Here is a 15,595-nt window from a genome sequence, read left to right as displayed (position 1 = left end):
AGCCTCCCGCCTCCCCGAGCCTCCCGCCTCCCCGAGTGGCTTTCGCCCCCGAGAGAAGTGATCATGGTCCTCGAGTACTCCGAAACCGCCGCCGACGACACGTCGGCCATGGCGCTCAAGATCCTGGTCGCCGGCGGCTTCGGCGTCGGCAAGACGACACTGGTAGGTGCCGTCAGCGAGATCCGGCCGCTGCGCACCGAGGAGATGCTCAGCGAGGCCGGACAGTCGGTGGACGACACGGACGGTGTGGACCAGAAGGTCACCACCACCGTCGCCATGGACTTCGGACGCATCACCATCCGCTCCGGACTCTCCTTGTACCTTTTCGGCACCCCGGGCCAGGACCGCTTCTGGTTCCTGTGGGACGAGTTGTCGCAGGGCGCCCTCGGCGCGGTCGTTCTCGCCGACACCCGCCGACTGGAGGACTGCTTCCCGGCGGTCGACTACTTCGAGCACCGGCACATCCCGTTCGTCGTCGCCGTCAACTGCTTCACCGGCGCCCGGACGTACGGCGCGCCCGACGTCTGCCGCGCCCTGGACCTGGACCCGGGCACGCCCGTGGTCCTCTGCGACGCGCGCGACTGGGACTCAGGCAAGGAGGTGCTGATCCGGGTCGTCGAGTACGCCGGGCGGGTGCACACCGCCCGGCTGCTCGACTCGGTCGGCTGAGCCTCAGCCGGTGAGGTCCTTCAACGCCACCACCTTCTCCACGGCGACCCGGACCAACAACTCGCCGGGGACGCCGTTGCGGGCACCGAACTCCTCGGCGCGGTCCTCTCCCATGTAGCGGGCGGCGATCCGGGTGGCCGAATCACGCAGCTCGCCCGGTTCCTCGGACAGCCGGGCGCGCCCGTTCAGCACCACGAAGTGGAAGGGGGGCCGGTCGTCGTCCACGCAGAGCGCGACACGCCCGTCACGGGTGAGATTGCGCCCTTTCACGGTGTCCTTGCCCGTGTTGAACACCAGATCGTCCCCGTCCAACAGGAACCAGATCGGGGCCACATGCGGGCTGCCGTCGGCGTTCACGGTGGACAGCTTGCCGGTGCGGGTGCCGTGCGAGACGAACGCCCGCCATTCCTCGTCGGTCATCTTCTCTGCCATGCGCCCATCCTCCTTGCCCGGAGGCCGGTGGTGGGGAAGGCTGGCGGGGAGATCCTCCAGCCAGGGGGAACGGCACGCGGGGAGACGCTACGACATGGCGCAGAACCAGGGACTCGGCTGGCTGCTCGACGACCTGACCGAGCGCGTGGAACACGTACGGCACGCGCTGGTCCTGTCGAACGACGGGCTGGTCACCGGGGCCAGCACGGGCCTTCGCCGGGAGGACGCGGAGCATCTGGCCGCCGTGGCCTCCGGGTTGCACAGCCTCGCCAAGGGCTCCGGACGCCATTTCGGCGCCGGCCAGGTCCGGCAGACGATGATCGAGTACGACGAGGCGGTGCTGTTCGTGACCGCCGCCGGGACCGGCAGCTGTCTGTGCGTCCTCAGCGGGGCCGAGGCCGACATCGGCCAGATCGCCTACGAGATGACACTGCTCGTCAACCGCGTCGGCGAACATCTCGGTGTGGACGCCCGGCAACCGGAGCGCTCCTCCGCGATAGACCTCTGACCTGGTATTTCATCTCGTCCGTGGAGTTATCCACAGGCCCGCCACGAGTTTCGCCCGAGCGGCTACGGTCTTTTCCACGGCCAGCGCACCCGGCGTCGGCCACCCGCTCCACGGGGGAGAACGACCATGTCCGGCACCATCCTCACCCAGACCCGCCCGCTCACCTGCGCACCCAGCCGAGCCGCCCGTGAACTGGGCCTCAGGCGGCGTGAGTTCGACCTCGCGGTACACCTCGGGCGGATCCGCACGGTGCCCGACGAGGGAGGCGGGGGCCGCCGCGTCCCACGGACCGAGGTCGACCGCCTCCTCAGCCGCGCCGACACCCTCCGCGAGAGCGTGAAAGCCGTGGGCACGGCCGAGAGTGCGGCCCTGATGGGGATCCCGGCGGCCCGGTTCACCCGCTTCGCCAGGCTCGGTCTGATCACTCCCGTCACGTGGTACCCGAATCGCTACCGGGCCGTGGTCTGGCTCTATCTGGCCGAGGAGCTACGGCAGTTCACGGCCGACGAGCGGAACTCCCGGCTGCTCACCGGCCGCACGCCCGAGGAACTGCGCGAGCTGCTGCGCACGGGCGTCGACCGGCGGGCCCGCAACTGGCGCGGCCGCCACCGCGGATTTCTGCTGCGGCAGGCCGGCGGACCCTGGGCGCGAGCCGGAGCGGTGGCCGCGTTCCTGGATCCCGGCGAGATCGACCACCTGCTCACGGACCCTCACGAGCGCGTGCACGTGCGGACCCTGCGCCCCGCGCCACCCGCCCACGGCGCACCCGGTTCGCCCGCCGCGCAGCTCGCCGAGGAACTCATGACGGCGGACGAGCCGGACGAGATCGACTGGCTCCGCAGCGAACTCACCCAGGCGGTCGCGGCCGCCCGCACCGCCGCTCCCGCGCCACACCCCGAACCGCGGACCCCTCGACCCGCCCCGCAGACCTCGGGACCCGCCCCGCGGACCTCGGAACCTTCCCCGAATACCTCGGGAACCGCCCCGCGGACCCCGGGACCGGCACCCCGGCCCCCGCACCCGGTGGTGCGGCCGAGGACCTCCCGCGGCCTGCGCGACTGGCTCTACAAGGCCCTGAAAAGCCCTTCCTGGACCACCGAGACCAGCAGCCGCCCCTCGAGGTCGTAGACCCGCCCGCGCGCCAGGCCCAGACCACCCGTGGCGATGGGGGACTCCTGCTCGTACAGGAACCACTCGTCCGCCCGGAACGGCCGGTGGAACCACATGGCGTGGTCCAGCGAGGCCATGTCGTAGTTGCGCGGCCCCCACAGGGGTTCGACGGGGACCCGTACCGCGTCCAGCAGGGTCATGTCGCTGGCGTAGGTCAGCGCGCAGGTGTGCACCAGCGGATCGTCGCCCAGCGGTCCGACCGCGCGCATCCACACCGCACTGCGCGGTTCGGCGCCCTCTATCTCCTCGGGGTGCCAGCGCAGCCGGTCGACATAGCGGATGTCGAAGGGCTGGCGGCGGGCCATCCGCTCCAGCTGCTCGGGGAGTTCGCCCAGGTGCTTGCGGATCTCCTCGGCCAGCGTCGGCAGCGACTCGGGGTGCGGCACCTCCCGGGCCGGCGGCAGCTGGTGCTCGAAGGCTCCCATCTCAGGCTTGTGGAAGGAGGCGGTGAGATTGAAGATCGTGCGGCCCTGCTGCACGGCCGTGACCCGGCGCGTCGTGAACGACCGGCCGTCCCGGACCCGTTCGACCTGGTACACGATCGGCACGCCCGGCCGGCCCGGGCGCAGGAAGTACGCGTGCAGCGAGTGCACCGGGCGGTCGCCCTCCGTGGTGCGGCCCGCGGCGACCAGCGCCTGGCCCGCCACCTGCCCGCCGAAGACCCGCTGGAGGGACTCCTGGGGACTGCGGCCACGGAAGATGTTGACCTCGATCTGCTCCAGGTCGAGCAGGTCGACCAGTCTCTCGGCCGGGTTCGTCATGCGTGCGATTCTCCTGTGCTCGAATCGGTGCTCAGAGCTGGCCGACGTCGGTGACGCGGACGACCGCACGGCCCTCGGCGTCGGAGGCCGTCAGGTCGACCTCCGCGCTGATGCCCCAGTCGTGGTCATTGTTCGGGTCGTCGAAGATCTGCCGGACGCGCCACAGCGCGTCCTGCGGTTCCTCCTGGATCACCAGCAGCTTGGGGCCGCGGGCGTCGGGTCCGGTACCCAGGTCCTCGTACTCGTCCCAGTACTTGTCCATCGCCTCGCCCCAGGCGTCGGCGTCCCAGCCGGACTCCCCGTCCATCTCGCCCAGTTCGTCGACCTGGTCGAGGGCGGCCAGCTCCACCCGGCGGAACATCGCGTTGCGGACCAGGACCCGGAAGGCCCGCGCGTTGGCGGTGACCGGCTTGACCTCGTCGGCCTTCTCCTGCGCCTCCTCGGCCGTCATCTCCTCCGGGTTGGCCAGCTGCTCCCACTCGTCCAGCAGGCTGGAGTCGACCTGGCGGACCATCTCGCCCAGCCACTCGATCAGGTCCTGAAGGTCCTCGGACTTGAGGTCGTCCGGGATGTTGTGGTCGAGGGCCTTGTAAGCGCTCGCGAGGTAGCGCAGCACGATGCCCTCGGTGCGGGCCAGCTCGTAGAAGGACACCAGCTCCGTGAAGGACATCGCCCGTTCGTACATGTCCCGGATGACCGACTTCGGCGACAGCGGATGGTCACCGACCCAGGGATGGCTCTTGCGGTACGTGTCGTACGCGTGGAAGAGCAGCTCCTCCAGCGGCTTCGGGTAGCTGACGTCCTGGAGGCGCTCCATGCGCTCCTCGTACTCGACGCCGTCCGCCTTCATGGCGGCCACCGCCTCACCCTTCGCCTTGTTCAGCTGGGCGACGAGGATCTGCCGTGGGTCGTCCAGCGTGGACTCGACGACGGACACCATGTCGAGGGCGTAGGAGGGCGACTCGGGGTCGAGGAGTTCGAAGGCGGCCAGCGCGAACGTGGACAGCGGCTGGTTGAGCGCGAAGTCCTGCTGGAGGTCGACCGTCAGGCGGACGATGCGTCCGGTGGCGTCCGGCGTCTCCAACTTCTCGACGATCCCGCCGTCCACCAGCGAACGGTAGATCGCGATCGCCCGGCGGATGTGGCGCAGCTGCTGCTTGCGCGGCTCGTGGTTGTCCTCCAGCAGGTGGCGCATCGCCTCGAACGCGTTGCCCGGGCGGGCGATCACCGACAGCAGCATCGTGTGCGTCACCCGGAAACGCGACGTCAGCGGCTCCGGCTCGGACGCGATCAGCTTCTCGAAGGTGTTCTCCGTCCAGCCGACGAAGCCCTCCGGTGCCTTCTTGCGCACCACCTTGCGCCGCTTCTTCGGGTCGTCGCCCGCCTTCGCGAGCGCCTTCTCGTTCTCGATGACGTGCTCGGGTGCCTGCGCGACCACGAGGCCGGCCGTGTCGAACCCGGCGCGCCCCGCCCGGCCGGCGATCTGGTGGAACTCACGGGCGCGCAGCGTCCGCACCCGGCTGCCGTCGTACTTGGTGAGGGCGGTGAACAGCACCGTGCGGATGGGCACGTTGACACCCACGCCCAGGGTGTCGGTGCCGCAGATGACCTTCAGCAGACCGGCCTGGGCGAGCTTCTCCACCAGCCGCCGGTACTTGGGGAGCATGCCGGCGTGGTGGACACCGATGCCGTGCCGGACGTAACGGGACAGGTTACGGCCGAACTTGGTGGTGAACCGGAAGTTGCCGATCAGCTCGGCGATCTGCTCCTTCTCCTCCTTCGAGCACATGTTGATGCTCATCAGCGCCTGCGCCCGCTCCACGGCCTGCGCCTGGGTGAAGTGCACGATGTACACCGGCGCCTGCCTGCTCTCGAGGAGTTCGGTGAGCGTCTCCGTCAGCGGCGTGAGCTTGTACTCGTAGGAGAGCGGCACCGGCCGGGTCGCCGACCGGACCACGGCGGTGGGCCGGCCGGTGCGGCGGGCGAGGTCCTTCTCGAAGAAGGAGACGTCGCCGAGGGTGGCCGACATGAGGATGAACTGCGCCTGGGGCAGTTCGAGGAGCGGGATCTGCCAGGCCCAGCCGCGGTCGCCCTCGGCGTAGAAGTGGAACTCGTCCATGACGACCTGGCCGACGTCCGCCTGCTTCCCGTCGCGCAGGGCGATGGAGGCGAGCACCTCGGCGGTGCAGCAGATGACGGGCGCGTCGGAGTTCACGGAGGCGTCGCCGGTGAGCATGCCCACGTTCTCGGTGCCGAAGATCTTGCACAGCTCGAAGAACTTCTCCGACACCAGCGCCTTGATCGGGGCCGTGTAGAAGGTGACCTCGTCGCGGGCCAGCGCGGCGAAGTGCGCACCCGCGGCGATCATGCTCTTGCCGGAGCCGGTCGGCGTCGACACGATCACGTTCGCCCCGGAGACCGCCTCGATCAGCGCCTCCTCCTGGTGGGAGTAGAGCGTGAGCCCACGCTCCTCGGCCCACGCCTCGAAGGCTTCGTACAGGGCGTCGGGGTCGGCGGTCGGCGGCAGTCGATCGATGAGGGTCACGGACCCATCTTGCCTGGCCCACCCGCCGAGGGGGGAATCGGCTTCGAGCCCGAAGATCATGACCGCTACGCTGTGTCGCCGACGGAGCGTCATCGCACCCGGTCAACTGGACAGCGGTACACGAGGAATGGGGCGGGCTACGGCCATGATGGGACCAGCACACTCACTGTCGGGAGCCGCCGCCTGGCTCGGCGTCGGAGCGGCCGCCGCCGCGGCCGGACACCCGATGCCCTGGCCGGTGCTGCTGGTCGGGGCGCTGATCTGCGCCGGCGCCGCGCTCGCCCCCGACCTCGACCACAAGGCCGCCACCATCTCGCGGGCCTTCGGGCCGCTGTCGCGCTGGATCTGCGAGATCGTCGACAAGCTGTCGTACGCCGTCTACAAGGCCACCCGCAAGCCCGGCGACCCGCGGCGTTCCGGCGGCCACCGGACACTGACGCACACCTGGGTGTGGGCGGTCATGATCGGCGGCGGCTGCTCGGCCGCCGCGATCCTCGGCGGGCGCTGGGCGGTGCTGGCGGTCCTCTTCGCGCACATGGTGCTGGCGATCGAGGGTCTGCTGTGGCGGGCCGCCCGCGGCTCCAGCAGCGATGTGCTGGTGTGGCTGCTCGCGGCGACCAGCGCCTGGATCCTGGCCGGCATTCTGGACAAGCCGGGCAACGGCTCGGACTGGCTGTTCACCCAGCCGGGTCAGGAGTACCTGTGGCTGGGCCTGCCGGTGGTGCTGGGCGCGCTGGTGCACGACATCGGCGACGCGCTGACCGTCTCGGGCTGCCCGATCCTGTGGCCCATCCCGATCGGCCGCAAGCGCTGGTACCCGCTGGGCCCGCCGAAGGTGATGCGGTTCCGGGCGGGCAGCTGGGTCGAGCTGAAGGTGCTCATGCCGGTGTTCATGGTGCTCGGCGGCATAGGCTGCGCCGCCGCCCTCAACGTGATCTGACCCGGCGGTCAGCCGGTCTTCCCGGGGCCGTCCCCGTAGCGGCGCTGGAACGCGGCGACGCGGCCCTCGGTGTCCACCGTGCGGGCCTTGCCGGTGTAGAAGGGGTGGCTCTCGGAGGAGATCTCCACGTCGACCACCGGGTAGGTCTCACCGTCGTCCCACTCGATGGTCTGCTCGCTGGTCGCCGTGGACCGGGTCAGGAAGGCGTATCCGGCGGCGCGGTCGCGGAAGACCACGGGGTGGTAGTCGGGGTGCTTGTCCTGCTGCATGGCGGCTCCTCGAACAGGCCGAACCGCGCGGAGGCGGCGGATCAGGCGGACGGGCCGGTCAGGTGGAACGGGACCGACGGGGCGGACGGGCCGGTCAGGGCGGACGGGCCGGTAAGGGCCGGATCAGCCGTAGGTGGAGTCCTCGTCGACGATGTGCATCGCGGCCTCCTCGGCGGAGGCACCGGCGCCGTCGATGCCGACGTCGCTGGCGACCAAGCCGTTCTCGTCGTCCTCGTGCGCCCCCTCGTTCGGGGCGACGAGCCGGCCGGAGCGCAGGTCACCGACCTCGTTGTCCAGGAGCTCGCCGTCGGTGCCGGCGCAATCGCCGATGCCGTCGCCGTCGGGGGCGCCCTGCTCCGGCAGTTCCTCGGAGAGCCGCTGGTCCAGCGTCTCGCCCCGGTGGCGCTCGGACGCGGTCACGCCGGTGTGCTCCACCGCCCACGGCCGCTCCGGCGGGGACCAGCCGCGGTCCAGGGGATCGTCGACGCCGTCGAAGTCCAGGGTGTCCTCGACGTCGAGGACACCCGAGTCCTCCCGGATCTCGGACTCGTCGGGCTGGTAGACGTCGTCCCCCCATCCGTCGGCGGTGGTCACGGCTACCTCCAGGGGGTGAGGACGCGGTCCGCGGGGCGGGCCGCCGGCACGCTCGGCACGGGTCTCACACGGCGCGAACCCTCCGGTTCCCGGCCGGTCCCCGAACCCCTGCCGCTCTCCAGCCTTCCACCCCTGCTCGCCCCCGCGCAACGGCACGAGGCCCGACCTGGGCCGCGCCCGCCCGGCCGCCGCCGCCCGTCACCCGTGCCACGACCGCCACAGCGCCGCGTAGGCGCCGTCGGCCGCCACCAGCTCGTCGTGGCTGCCCAGCTCGCTGATCCGGCCGTTCTCGACCACGGCGATGACGTCCGCGTCGTGGGCGGTGTGCAGCCGGTGGGCGATGGCGACCACGGTGCGGCCGTCCAGGACCCGGGCCAGGGACCGCTCCAGATGGCGGGCCGCGCGCGGATCCAGCAGCGAGGTCGCCTCGTCCAGGACCAGCGTGTGCGGGTCCGCCAGCACCAGCCGGGCCAGCGCGATCTGCTGGGCCTGCGCCGGGGTCAGTACCGCCCCGCCGGAGCCCACCTCGGTGTCCAGACCGTCGTCCAGGGCCCGGGCCCAGCCGTCCGCGTCGACCGCGCCCAGGGCCGCCCACAGTTCGACGTCCCCGGCGTCGGTCCGGGCGAGCAGCAGGTTGTCGCGCAGGGAGCCCACGAAGACGTGGTGTTCCTGGTTGACGAGGGCCACGTGGGACCGGACCCGTTCGGCGGTCATCCGGGACAGTTCCGCGCCGCCCAGCGTGATCCGGCCGTCGCGGGGCGCGTAGATCCCGGCGAGCAGCCGGCCGAGCGTGGACTTGCCCGCTCCCGAAGGACCGACCAGCGCCAGCCGGGTGCCGGGCGCGACCTCGAGGGATACCTGGCGCAGCACGTCGACGCCCGGCAGGTAGCCGAAGCGGACCTGGTCCGCGAGCACCTCGCGGCCTACGGGGGCCAGCGTTCCGTCGCCCGCGTCCGGTTCGATGTCCCGCACCCCGACCAGCCGGGCCAGCGACACCTGGGCCACCTGGACCTCGTCGTACCAGCGCAGGATCAGGTTCACCGGCTCGACCAGCATCTGGGCGATGAGCGCGCCCGTCGTCAGCTGGCCGATGTCGATCCAGCCCTTCAGCACGAACCAGCCGCCGAGGATCAGTACCGAGCCGAGGACCGTGGTGTGGGTGGCGTTGATCGCGGGGAACAGCACCGACCGCAGCCAGAGCGTGTAGCGTTCCCACGCCGTCCACTGGGTGATCCGCTGTTCGGACAGGGCGATGCGCCGGTCGCCGAGGCGGTGCGCCTCGACGGTGCGCCCGGCGTCCACGGACTCCGCGAGGACGGCGGCCACGGCCGCGTAACCGGCGGCCTCGGAGCGGTAGCCGGAGGGGGCCCGCCGGAAGTACCAGCGGCAGACGACCACCAGGATCGGCAGCGCCAGCAGCACGGTGGCGGCCAGCGGCGGTGCCGTGACGGCGAGCCCGCCGAGCAGCAGCACGACCCACACCACGCCGATCGACAGCTGCGGCACGGCCTCCCGCATGGCGTTGGCGAGCCGGTCGATGTCGGTGGTGATCCGGGACAGCAGGTCGCCGGTGCCAGCCCGTTCCAGGACGCCCGGCGGCAGCCCGACCGAGCGGACCAGGAAGTCCTCGCGCAGATCGGCCAGCATCCGCTCGCCGAGCACGGCCCCGCGCAGTCGCACCTCCCGCACGAAGACGGCCTGCACGGCGAGCGCGAGCACGAACAGGCCGATGGTCAGGCCCAGATGGAGTTCGCGGGCGCCGTCGGAGACCCGCTCGACGAGCGCGCCGAGCAGGTACGGGCCGACCATGGAGGCGACCACGGCCACCGCGTTGACAGCGATGAGGAAGGTGAAGGCCCGGCGGTGCCGGCGGAAGAGCTCGGCCACGTAGGCGCGCACGGTCGCGGCGGCGCCGACGGGCAGGGTGGCGGCCGTCGTCGGGGCCGCCGGGTCGTAGGCCGGTGGTGCGACGCCGATCATGCGCTCTCCTCGATCTCTTCCAGCGCGCCGCGCAGGGCCGCTTCCTCGTCGGTCTCCCGGGTCACCACCGCCCGGTACCGGGGATCGGCGTGCAGCAGTTCGCGGTGCACGCCGACCGCCGTGACCTCGCCCTCGTGCACGAGGACCACCCGGTCGGCCCGGTCGAGCAGCAGCGGCGAGGAGGTGAACACCACGGTCGTGCGGCCGGAGCGCACCTCGCGGAGCCCGTCGGCGATCCGTGCCTCGGTGTGCGAGTCGACGGCGGAGGTGGGCTCGTCCAGGACGAGCACCCCGGGGTCGGCGATCAGCGACCGGGCCAGCGCGAGCCGCTGGCGCTGCCCGCCCGACAGGGACCGCCCGCGCTCGGTGATCCGGGCGTCCAGCGGGTCGGTGACGTCCAACGAGCCCTGGACCAGGGCTTCCAGCACGTCCGCGCACTGCGCGGCGGCCAGTGCGTCCTCGGCCCGCACCGCGCCGGAGGCCGGCACGTCGAGCAACTCGCGCAGCGAACCGGACAGCAGCACGGGGTCCTTGTCCTGGACGAGCACCGCGGTGCGGGCGGCGGCCAGGGACAGCTCGTCGAGCGGTACCCCGCCGAGCAGCACGGAGGTACCGGCCTCGGCGGGGTGGCCGCCCAGCCGTTCGGCCAGCTGTCCGGCCGCGTCGGGGTCGCCGCAGACCACGGCGGTCAGCCGGCCCGCGGGGGCGAGCAGGCCGGTGGCGGGGTCGTACAGGTCGCCGTCCGGCACCTCGTCCGCGCGTGAGCCGCCGATGTCCGTGGCCCGCTCCAGGGAGAGCACCCGCGCGGCCCGTTTCGCCGCGGGGCGTGAGAAGGAGTAGGCCATGGCGATCTCGGTGAAGTGCTGCAACGGGTAGTTGAGGATCATGACCGCGCTGTAGACGGTGACCAGTTCGCCGACCGTGACGCTGCCCTGCCTGGCGAGCTGGACACCGTGCCAGACCACCACGATCAGCAGCAGCCCGGGAACCAGCACCTGGATCGCGGAGATCAGCGCCCACATCCGGGCACTGCGCACGGCGGCCCGGCGTACCTCCTGGGAGGCGCGGCGATAGCGGTCGAGGAAGAGGTCCTCGCCGCCGATGCCGCGCAGCACGCGCAGGCCCGCGACGGTGTCCGAGGCCAGCTCGGTGGCGCGGCCGGCCTTGGTGCGCTGGTGGTCCGCTCGCCGGGTGGCCCTGGGCAGCAGCGGCAGCACCGCCAGCGCGACCAGCGGCAGGCCGACGGCGACGACCCAGCCGAGGGCCGGCTGGTAGAACAGCAGGCCGACACCGACCGCGACGACGGTCAGCGCGGCCGCGGTGAAGCGGGAGACCGCTTCCACGAACCAGCCGATCCGCTCGACGTCGGCGGTGGATACGGCCACCACCTCACCGGCGGCCACCCGCCGGGTCAGCCCGGAGCCCAGCTGGGCGGCCTTGCGGGCGAGCAGCTGCTGGACGCGGGCGGCCGCGGTGATCCAGTTGGTGACGGCGGCCCGGTGCAGGAAGGTGTCGCCGAGGGCGATCGCCGTGCCGCACAGCACCAGCAGACCGCCGGTGAGCGCCAGCCGGGTGCCGGAGCGGTCCACCACGGCCTGGACGGCGGAGCCCACGCAGAACGGGAGCAGGGAGACGGACACGAAGTGCAGCAGCCCCCAGGCCAGTGCCTTGAGCTGGCCGCCCAGCTGGTTCCGCCCGAGCCACCACAGGAACCGGGGCCCCGAGCGCGCGTCCGGCACACCCGGGTCGGGATACGGAAGATCTTGAATCTGCATGACGTGTGACGTCCCAGCGGCTCGTGTCGGGGAGGGGGAAACGGAACGGAGAGGCGGCGACAAGCTGTGAAAGGTTCGCGTCGGAGCGTGCTCGAAATCAAACGGTTTTCCCGGGCGGCGGCCGAAACGCGTACAGCCGTAGGACGCCACCCGCCTCGAGTGCGGGTGGCGTCCTACGGCTGTACCTCGGTGCCGGCCTGCCGCTATCGCGTGCCGTGCGTGTCCAGCAGGTCCACGTCGTTCGCCCTGACGTAGGCGAGCCGGTGGCCGAGCTGGATCTCGTAGTACCGCTCGTGGCCCAGCACGACGGGCTGGGGTACGTCGGAGAAGGTCGACCTGTCGACATAGGAACCGCCGACGCCGGACTGGGTGACGTACCGCTGACCCGCCCGGATGGTGTACGGCAGCGGCGACTCGTCCTCCTCCTCCACCCCCTCCGGGTAGGCCTCCTCCTCGGGGAGGGCACGTCCGAACGCCGGGATCTCGTCCAGGCCCTGCTTGGGGGTCACCATCCGGCCGCTCGCGCCGACGGCCGTCGGGTGCGCGGCGGGGTTCTTGAACCACGCCTTGTGCCCCTGGTACCAGATCGCCGTCCACTCGCCGCTGCGGTCGGCGACGGCGAACGTCTGGCCGGTGGAGACGCGCGAGCCCAGGTCGCTCACGTCCTCCGTGGAGCTCTCGCCGTCCGGTCTGCGGCCCGGGTCCTGGATCAGCGGAGCGTTCTCGTCCGGCCGGGTGTACAGCCGCACGGCGCTGGAGCCGTGCGGCTGACAGCGTCTGCCGTCGCCCTGGCACCCCGTGTACCGCGGCTTGTGGGTGGCGTAGTCCGGCAGGATCATCACCATCGGGCTGTCCGGTCCTGCCGTCGCCTTCAGCGGGGCGCCGAGCAGGTCGAAGTAGTGCCGCCAGTCCCAGAACGGACCGGGGTCCTCGTGCATCTCCGGGATGGAGTCGGCGGTCGGCGCGGGCACGTTGTCGTGGCCGAAGATGTGCTGCCGGTCCATGGGGACGCCGTACTTCTTCGCCAGGAAGCGCACCAGACGCGCCGAGGACCGGTACATCTGCTCCGTGTACCAGGTGCCGGGGTGGGCGAGGAAACCTTCGTGCTCGACGCCGATGGAGCGGGCGTTCACGAACTTGCTGCCGGAGTGCCAGGCCTCGTCCTTCGTCCTGACGTGCTGGGTGATGTGGCCGTCGCTGGAGCGGACCGAGTAGTGCCAGGAGGCCTCGGTCGGGTCCTGCACGGTCTGGAACATGTTCGGCAGCGTCGACTCGGTGTCGTGGATGACGATGTACTCGATGCGCTGGTCCCGGGGCCGGTCGGCGAGATCGTGGTTGCCGTAGTCGCCGTCCTCGTCGATCTCCTCGTAGGGCGCGGCGAGCCAGTCGCAGGACAGTTCGGGAGGGCACTCGACGTTCTTCGGCCGCGGTGCCGCCGGGGGTCCGGGATGCGCTCTGACGCCCGGGGAGGCGGGCAGGGTGACCTCCTGCCCCTCGGCGGTGGTCCGGTGCGCGCCCCGGCGGATCAGGCCGAAGACGTCGTCGGCGTAGGTGGCCGCCGTCGTCACGTCACGGGTGCCGGGGAAACGTTCCACCGCCTGCCACCAGTCCTCCGGGTCGGTACTGAGCGGCTTGCCGAGGTGCCGTTGCGCGGCGGCCAGCAGCGCCGCGCCGCCGCGGACGTTGGCGACGGCGTCCGTCCGCAGCTGTCCGGCCGGGACCCGGATCAGCCGCGCGGCGCGTTCCAGGTTCGCGGGCTGCACGGCGTGGCCGCCGGAGGTGAACGCCGTTGCGGCGGGCGGGTCGGCGCGGCTGCCGTCCGGCGCCCGCGGGCCGGGCGCGGGCGCCGGGCCACGGCCGCCGCCGGCGTCCAGGAGGTGCATCGGCCCGTAGCCGCCCGCGACGCTGGGGGTGCCCGGGTGGGTGTCCCAGCGCGACTGCATGTACGAGACGCTCATGAGCACACTGCGCGGCACGTGGAACTCGCGCGCGGCGTCCGTGAAGGCGTTCTGTAGCCGCTGGTCCCCGGTGTCGTCGGCGCCGGAGGCCGGAAGGATGAGCAGGGGTGGCAGCAGCGCCGCCGTCGCGATCAGGCAGGCCGTCAGACGGCACGACCGAAGGGTGCCGGGCACTCGTGGAGCGACAGTTCTTCTCATACCAGAGGGTCTCCAACCGCTTGCTGAGGGTCTCCGAGCACGCTCGTCGCAACCAGGGCAAGGGGGGTTGCCCTCGACGTCACCCCTCGTACGTTTCCGTGCCCGGCGCGGCACGGCGCGCCGAACGTCAACCGGGTGGACCAGCGTTCCGGCACAGGCCACCCGGTCGGCGGGCACCGGTGGGGCAGCCGCCAGGGGCCCGCAGCGCGCCCGTTCAGTCCTCGACGGGGTCCACGCGCCAGTCGGGGTGCCCCGGCATCGCGGGGGTGTCCGGGCCGTACAGCCACGGGGTCAGAAAGGGCGTCAGATCCTCGCCGGCGACCTCGGAGGCGAGCGCCACGAAGTCCCGGGTGCCCGCCGCACGGCCCCGGTACCTGGTCACCCAGGTGCGCTCGATCCGGTCGAACACCTCGTCACCGACCTTCTCCCGCAGGGCGTACAGCACGAGTGCCGAGCCGTCGTACCGCATCACCTTGAACAGCGTCGGCTCCGTCGGTTCGGCCGGGGCGCCGTCGTCGTGACGCCACTGGTCGTGCTGCTCGTACGCGGCCCGCATGGCGTCCTCCATGGCGACGCCCCCGTGCTCCGCGGAGTACAGCCGTTCGTAGTACCGGGCGTGACCCTCACTCAGCCACAGGTCCGACCAGCGCCGGACGGCGACGCTGTCGCCGGTCCAGTGGTGGGTCAGCTCGTGCACGAGATCGCGTTCGGCGTCGATCCGGTCGCCCAGCAGGTCGCCCTTCGGCACGACGGACAGCGACTGCGTCTCCAGGGCCACCGGCAGGTCGGTGTCCCCGACCAGCACGCCGTAACGGTGGAACGGGTACGGGCCGAGACGCCGTTCCAGCCAGGCGAGGTGCTCGGGGGTGCGTGAGCGCTCGGCCGCGGTGGCCGTGACCAGGTCGTCCGGCACGACGTCCCGGACCGGCAGTCCGCGCGGGCCCGTTCCGTCGGTGAAGGTGAACTTCCCGATCGCCACCTGGACCAGCTGGGCGGCGATCGGTTCCTCGGAGTCGTACGTCCACCGGACGCGTCCGCCCGGCCGGCCGACGCGTTCGACGAGCCGGCCGTTGGCCACCGCGCCGACCCCTGGCGGGGTGGTGATGCGAAAGGTGACCGGGGCGCGCAGGCTGGGGTGGTCGTTCACCGGGAAGACCAGTTTGGCGCCGTCGGGCTGAGCGTAGATCAGGGTGCCGTCGGGGGTGGGCACCCAGCCGTACTCCCGGATCGCGTCGCTCCGGTGCCGTCGCCCGGTCGGGTCGGCGGTGTAGGTGACCCGGACGGTGAACGGGGCGCCCCGGGGGATCGGGCGGGCGGGCGTGACGACGAGTTCGTCCCCGTGGCGTACGGCGGTGGCCGGTGCGCCGTCGACGGTGACCCCGTGCAGTGTGTTGCCCGCGAAGTCCAGGTCGAAGCGGGACAGCGCCTGGGTGGCGGTGGCCGCGACGGTGGTGCCGGCGGGGAACGGTGTCCGGGGCGCCCGCCAGTCGAAGTCGAGGGTGTAACGCCGTACGGTGTAGCCGCCGTTGCCGTCCAGCGGCATGAGGGGGTCGCCGATGCCGGGTGCGCCCGGCGCGGCGGGGCCGGCGGGGCCTGCGGGGCCGGGAGCGGGGGAGTGCCGGCCCTCGCGCGGGGGCTCGGTGAGAACGGCTTCGCAGGTGAGGGCGACGGCTCCGCCGAGGGTGAGGGCGAGAGCCGCGCGGCGGACGCGAGCGGTCGTGATCTGCATGGCAGCACTGTGTCAGCAGAGTCATCTCATAGCATCATATGTCCACCCCGGGTGTGCCTGAGGCGCG

General features: G+C 71.9%; 13 protein-coding genes. 4 read left to right on the top strand and 9 right to left on the bottom strand.

Translation table 11 applies throughout. The features are described from left to right. Nucleotides 1-63 precede the first annotated feature (63 nt). The gene (locus tag AAW13_RS28195) at nt 64-669 is read left to right on the top strand and encodes a GTP-binding protein (protein WP_046730100.1); all 606 of its coding nucleotides are present in this window, start codon (nt 64-66) and stop codon (nt 667-669) included. A gap of 3 nt (nt 670-672) precedes the next feature. On the opposite strand, the gene AAW13_RS28190 is transcribed toward AAW13_RS28195, so the two are convergent. Next, a complete protein-coding gene (locus AAW13_RS28190) occupies nt 673-1,101 on the bottom strand; it encodes a PPOX class F420-dependent oxidoreductase (protein WP_046730097.1) in 429 nt (142 codons plus the stop codon). Nucleotides 1,102-1,195: 94 nt separating this feature from the next. Here AAW13_RS28190 and AAW13_RS28185 point away from each other — a divergent pair, with 94 nt between their 5' ends. Together AAW13_RS28185 and AAW13_RS28180 are read left to right on the top strand one after the other, a co-directional pair. After that, a complete protein-coding gene (locus AAW13_RS28185; protein ID WP_046730096.1) occupies nt 1,196-1,609 on the top strand; it encodes a roadblock/LC7 domain-containing protein in 414 nt (137 codons plus the stop codon). Between the two features lie 126 nt (nt 1,610-1,735). Beyond that, a complete protein-coding gene (locus AAW13_RS28180; RefSeq protein WP_046730095.1) occupies nt 1,736-2,737 on the top strand; it encodes a DUF6397 family protein in 1,002 nt (333 codons plus the stop codon). Here AAW13_RS28180 and AAW13_RS28175 read toward each other — a convergent pair. Both AAW13_RS28175 and AAW13_RS28170 read right to left on the bottom strand, forming a co-directional pair. Beyond that, entirely contained in the window at nt 2,674-3,540 is an 867-nt protein-coding gene (locus tag AAW13_RS28175; protein WP_046730094.1) for an acyl-CoA thioesterase, read from the bottom strand. The two genes, AAW13_RS28180 and AAW13_RS28175, sit on opposite strands and share 64 nt — an antisense overlap. Nucleotides 3,541-3,571: 31 nt before the next feature. Further along, the gene (locus AAW13_RS28170; protein WP_046730093.1) at nt 3,572-6,085 is read right to left on the bottom strand and encodes a DEAD/DEAH box helicase; all 2,514 of its coding nucleotides are present in this window, start codon (nt 6,083-6,085) and stop codon (nt 3,572-3,574) included. Between the two features lie 145 nt (nt 6,086-6,230). Here AAW13_RS28170 and AAW13_RS28165 point away from each other — a divergent pair, with 145 nt between their 5' ends. Then, nucleotides 6,231-7,025: a metal-dependent hydrolase gene (locus AAW13_RS28165; protein WP_046730092.1), complete on the top strand. Its 795-nt coding sequence runs from the start codon at nt 6,231-6,233 to the stop codon at nt 7,023-7,025. A gap of 8 nt (nt 7,026-7,033) precedes the next feature. Here the strand turns inward: AAW13_RS28165 and AAW13_RS28160 are convergent, their stop codons facing one another. The 6 genes from AAW13_RS28160 to AAW13_RS28135 form a co-directional block, all read right to left on the bottom strand. After that, entirely contained in the window at nt 7,034-7,294 is a 261-nt protein-coding gene (locus AAW13_RS28160) for a type B 50S ribosomal protein L31 (RefSeq protein WP_046730091.1), read from the bottom strand. Nucleotides 7,295-7,417: 123 nt separating this feature from the next. After that, nucleotides 7,418-7,888 (bottom strand): DUF5709 domain-containing protein, encoded by a 471-nt coding sequence (locus AAW13_RS28155; protein ID WP_046730090.1) that lies wholly within the window; start codon nt 7,886-7,888, stop codon nt 7,418-7,420. Nucleotides 7,889-8,086: 198 nt separating this feature from the next. Continuing rightward, entirely contained in the window at nt 8,087-9,868 is a 1,782-nt protein-coding gene (locus tag AAW13_RS28150; protein WP_046730089.1) for an ABC transporter ATP-binding protein, read from the bottom strand. Further along, a complete protein-coding gene (locus AAW13_RS28145) occupies nt 9,865-11,643 on the bottom strand; it encodes an ABC transporter ATP-binding protein (protein ID WP_046730088.1) in 1,779 nt (592 codons plus the stop codon). Before AAW13_RS28145 ends, AAW13_RS28150 begins: the two co-directional genes overlap by 4 nt. A 203-nt stretch (nt 11,644-11,846) precedes the next feature. Next, nucleotides 11,847-13,799 (bottom strand): N-acetylmuramoyl-L-alanine amidase, encoded by a 1,953-nt coding sequence (locus tag AAW13_RS28140; RefSeq protein ID WP_240528764.1) that lies wholly within the window; start codon nt 13,797-13,799, stop codon nt 11,847-11,849. Nucleotides 13,800-14,013: 214 nt separating this feature from the next. Beyond that, nucleotides 14,014-15,528 (bottom strand): M1 family metallopeptidase, encoded by a 1,515-nt coding sequence (locus AAW13_RS28135; RefSeq protein ID WP_240528763.1) that lies wholly within the window; start codon nt 15,526-15,528, stop codon nt 14,014-14,016. Nucleotides 15,529-15,595 lie beyond the last annotated feature (67 nt).

Origin of the sequence: Streptomyces humi, from assembly GCF_001005085.2 — a bacterium.
GTDB classification, from domain to species: domain Bacteria; phylum Actinomycetota; class Actinomycetes; order Streptomycetales; family Streptomycetaceae; genus Streptomyces; species Streptomyces humi.
The sequence above is the reverse complement of the archived record's forward strand: the minus strand, read 5'-3'. Positions and strand labels throughout refer to the sequence as shown.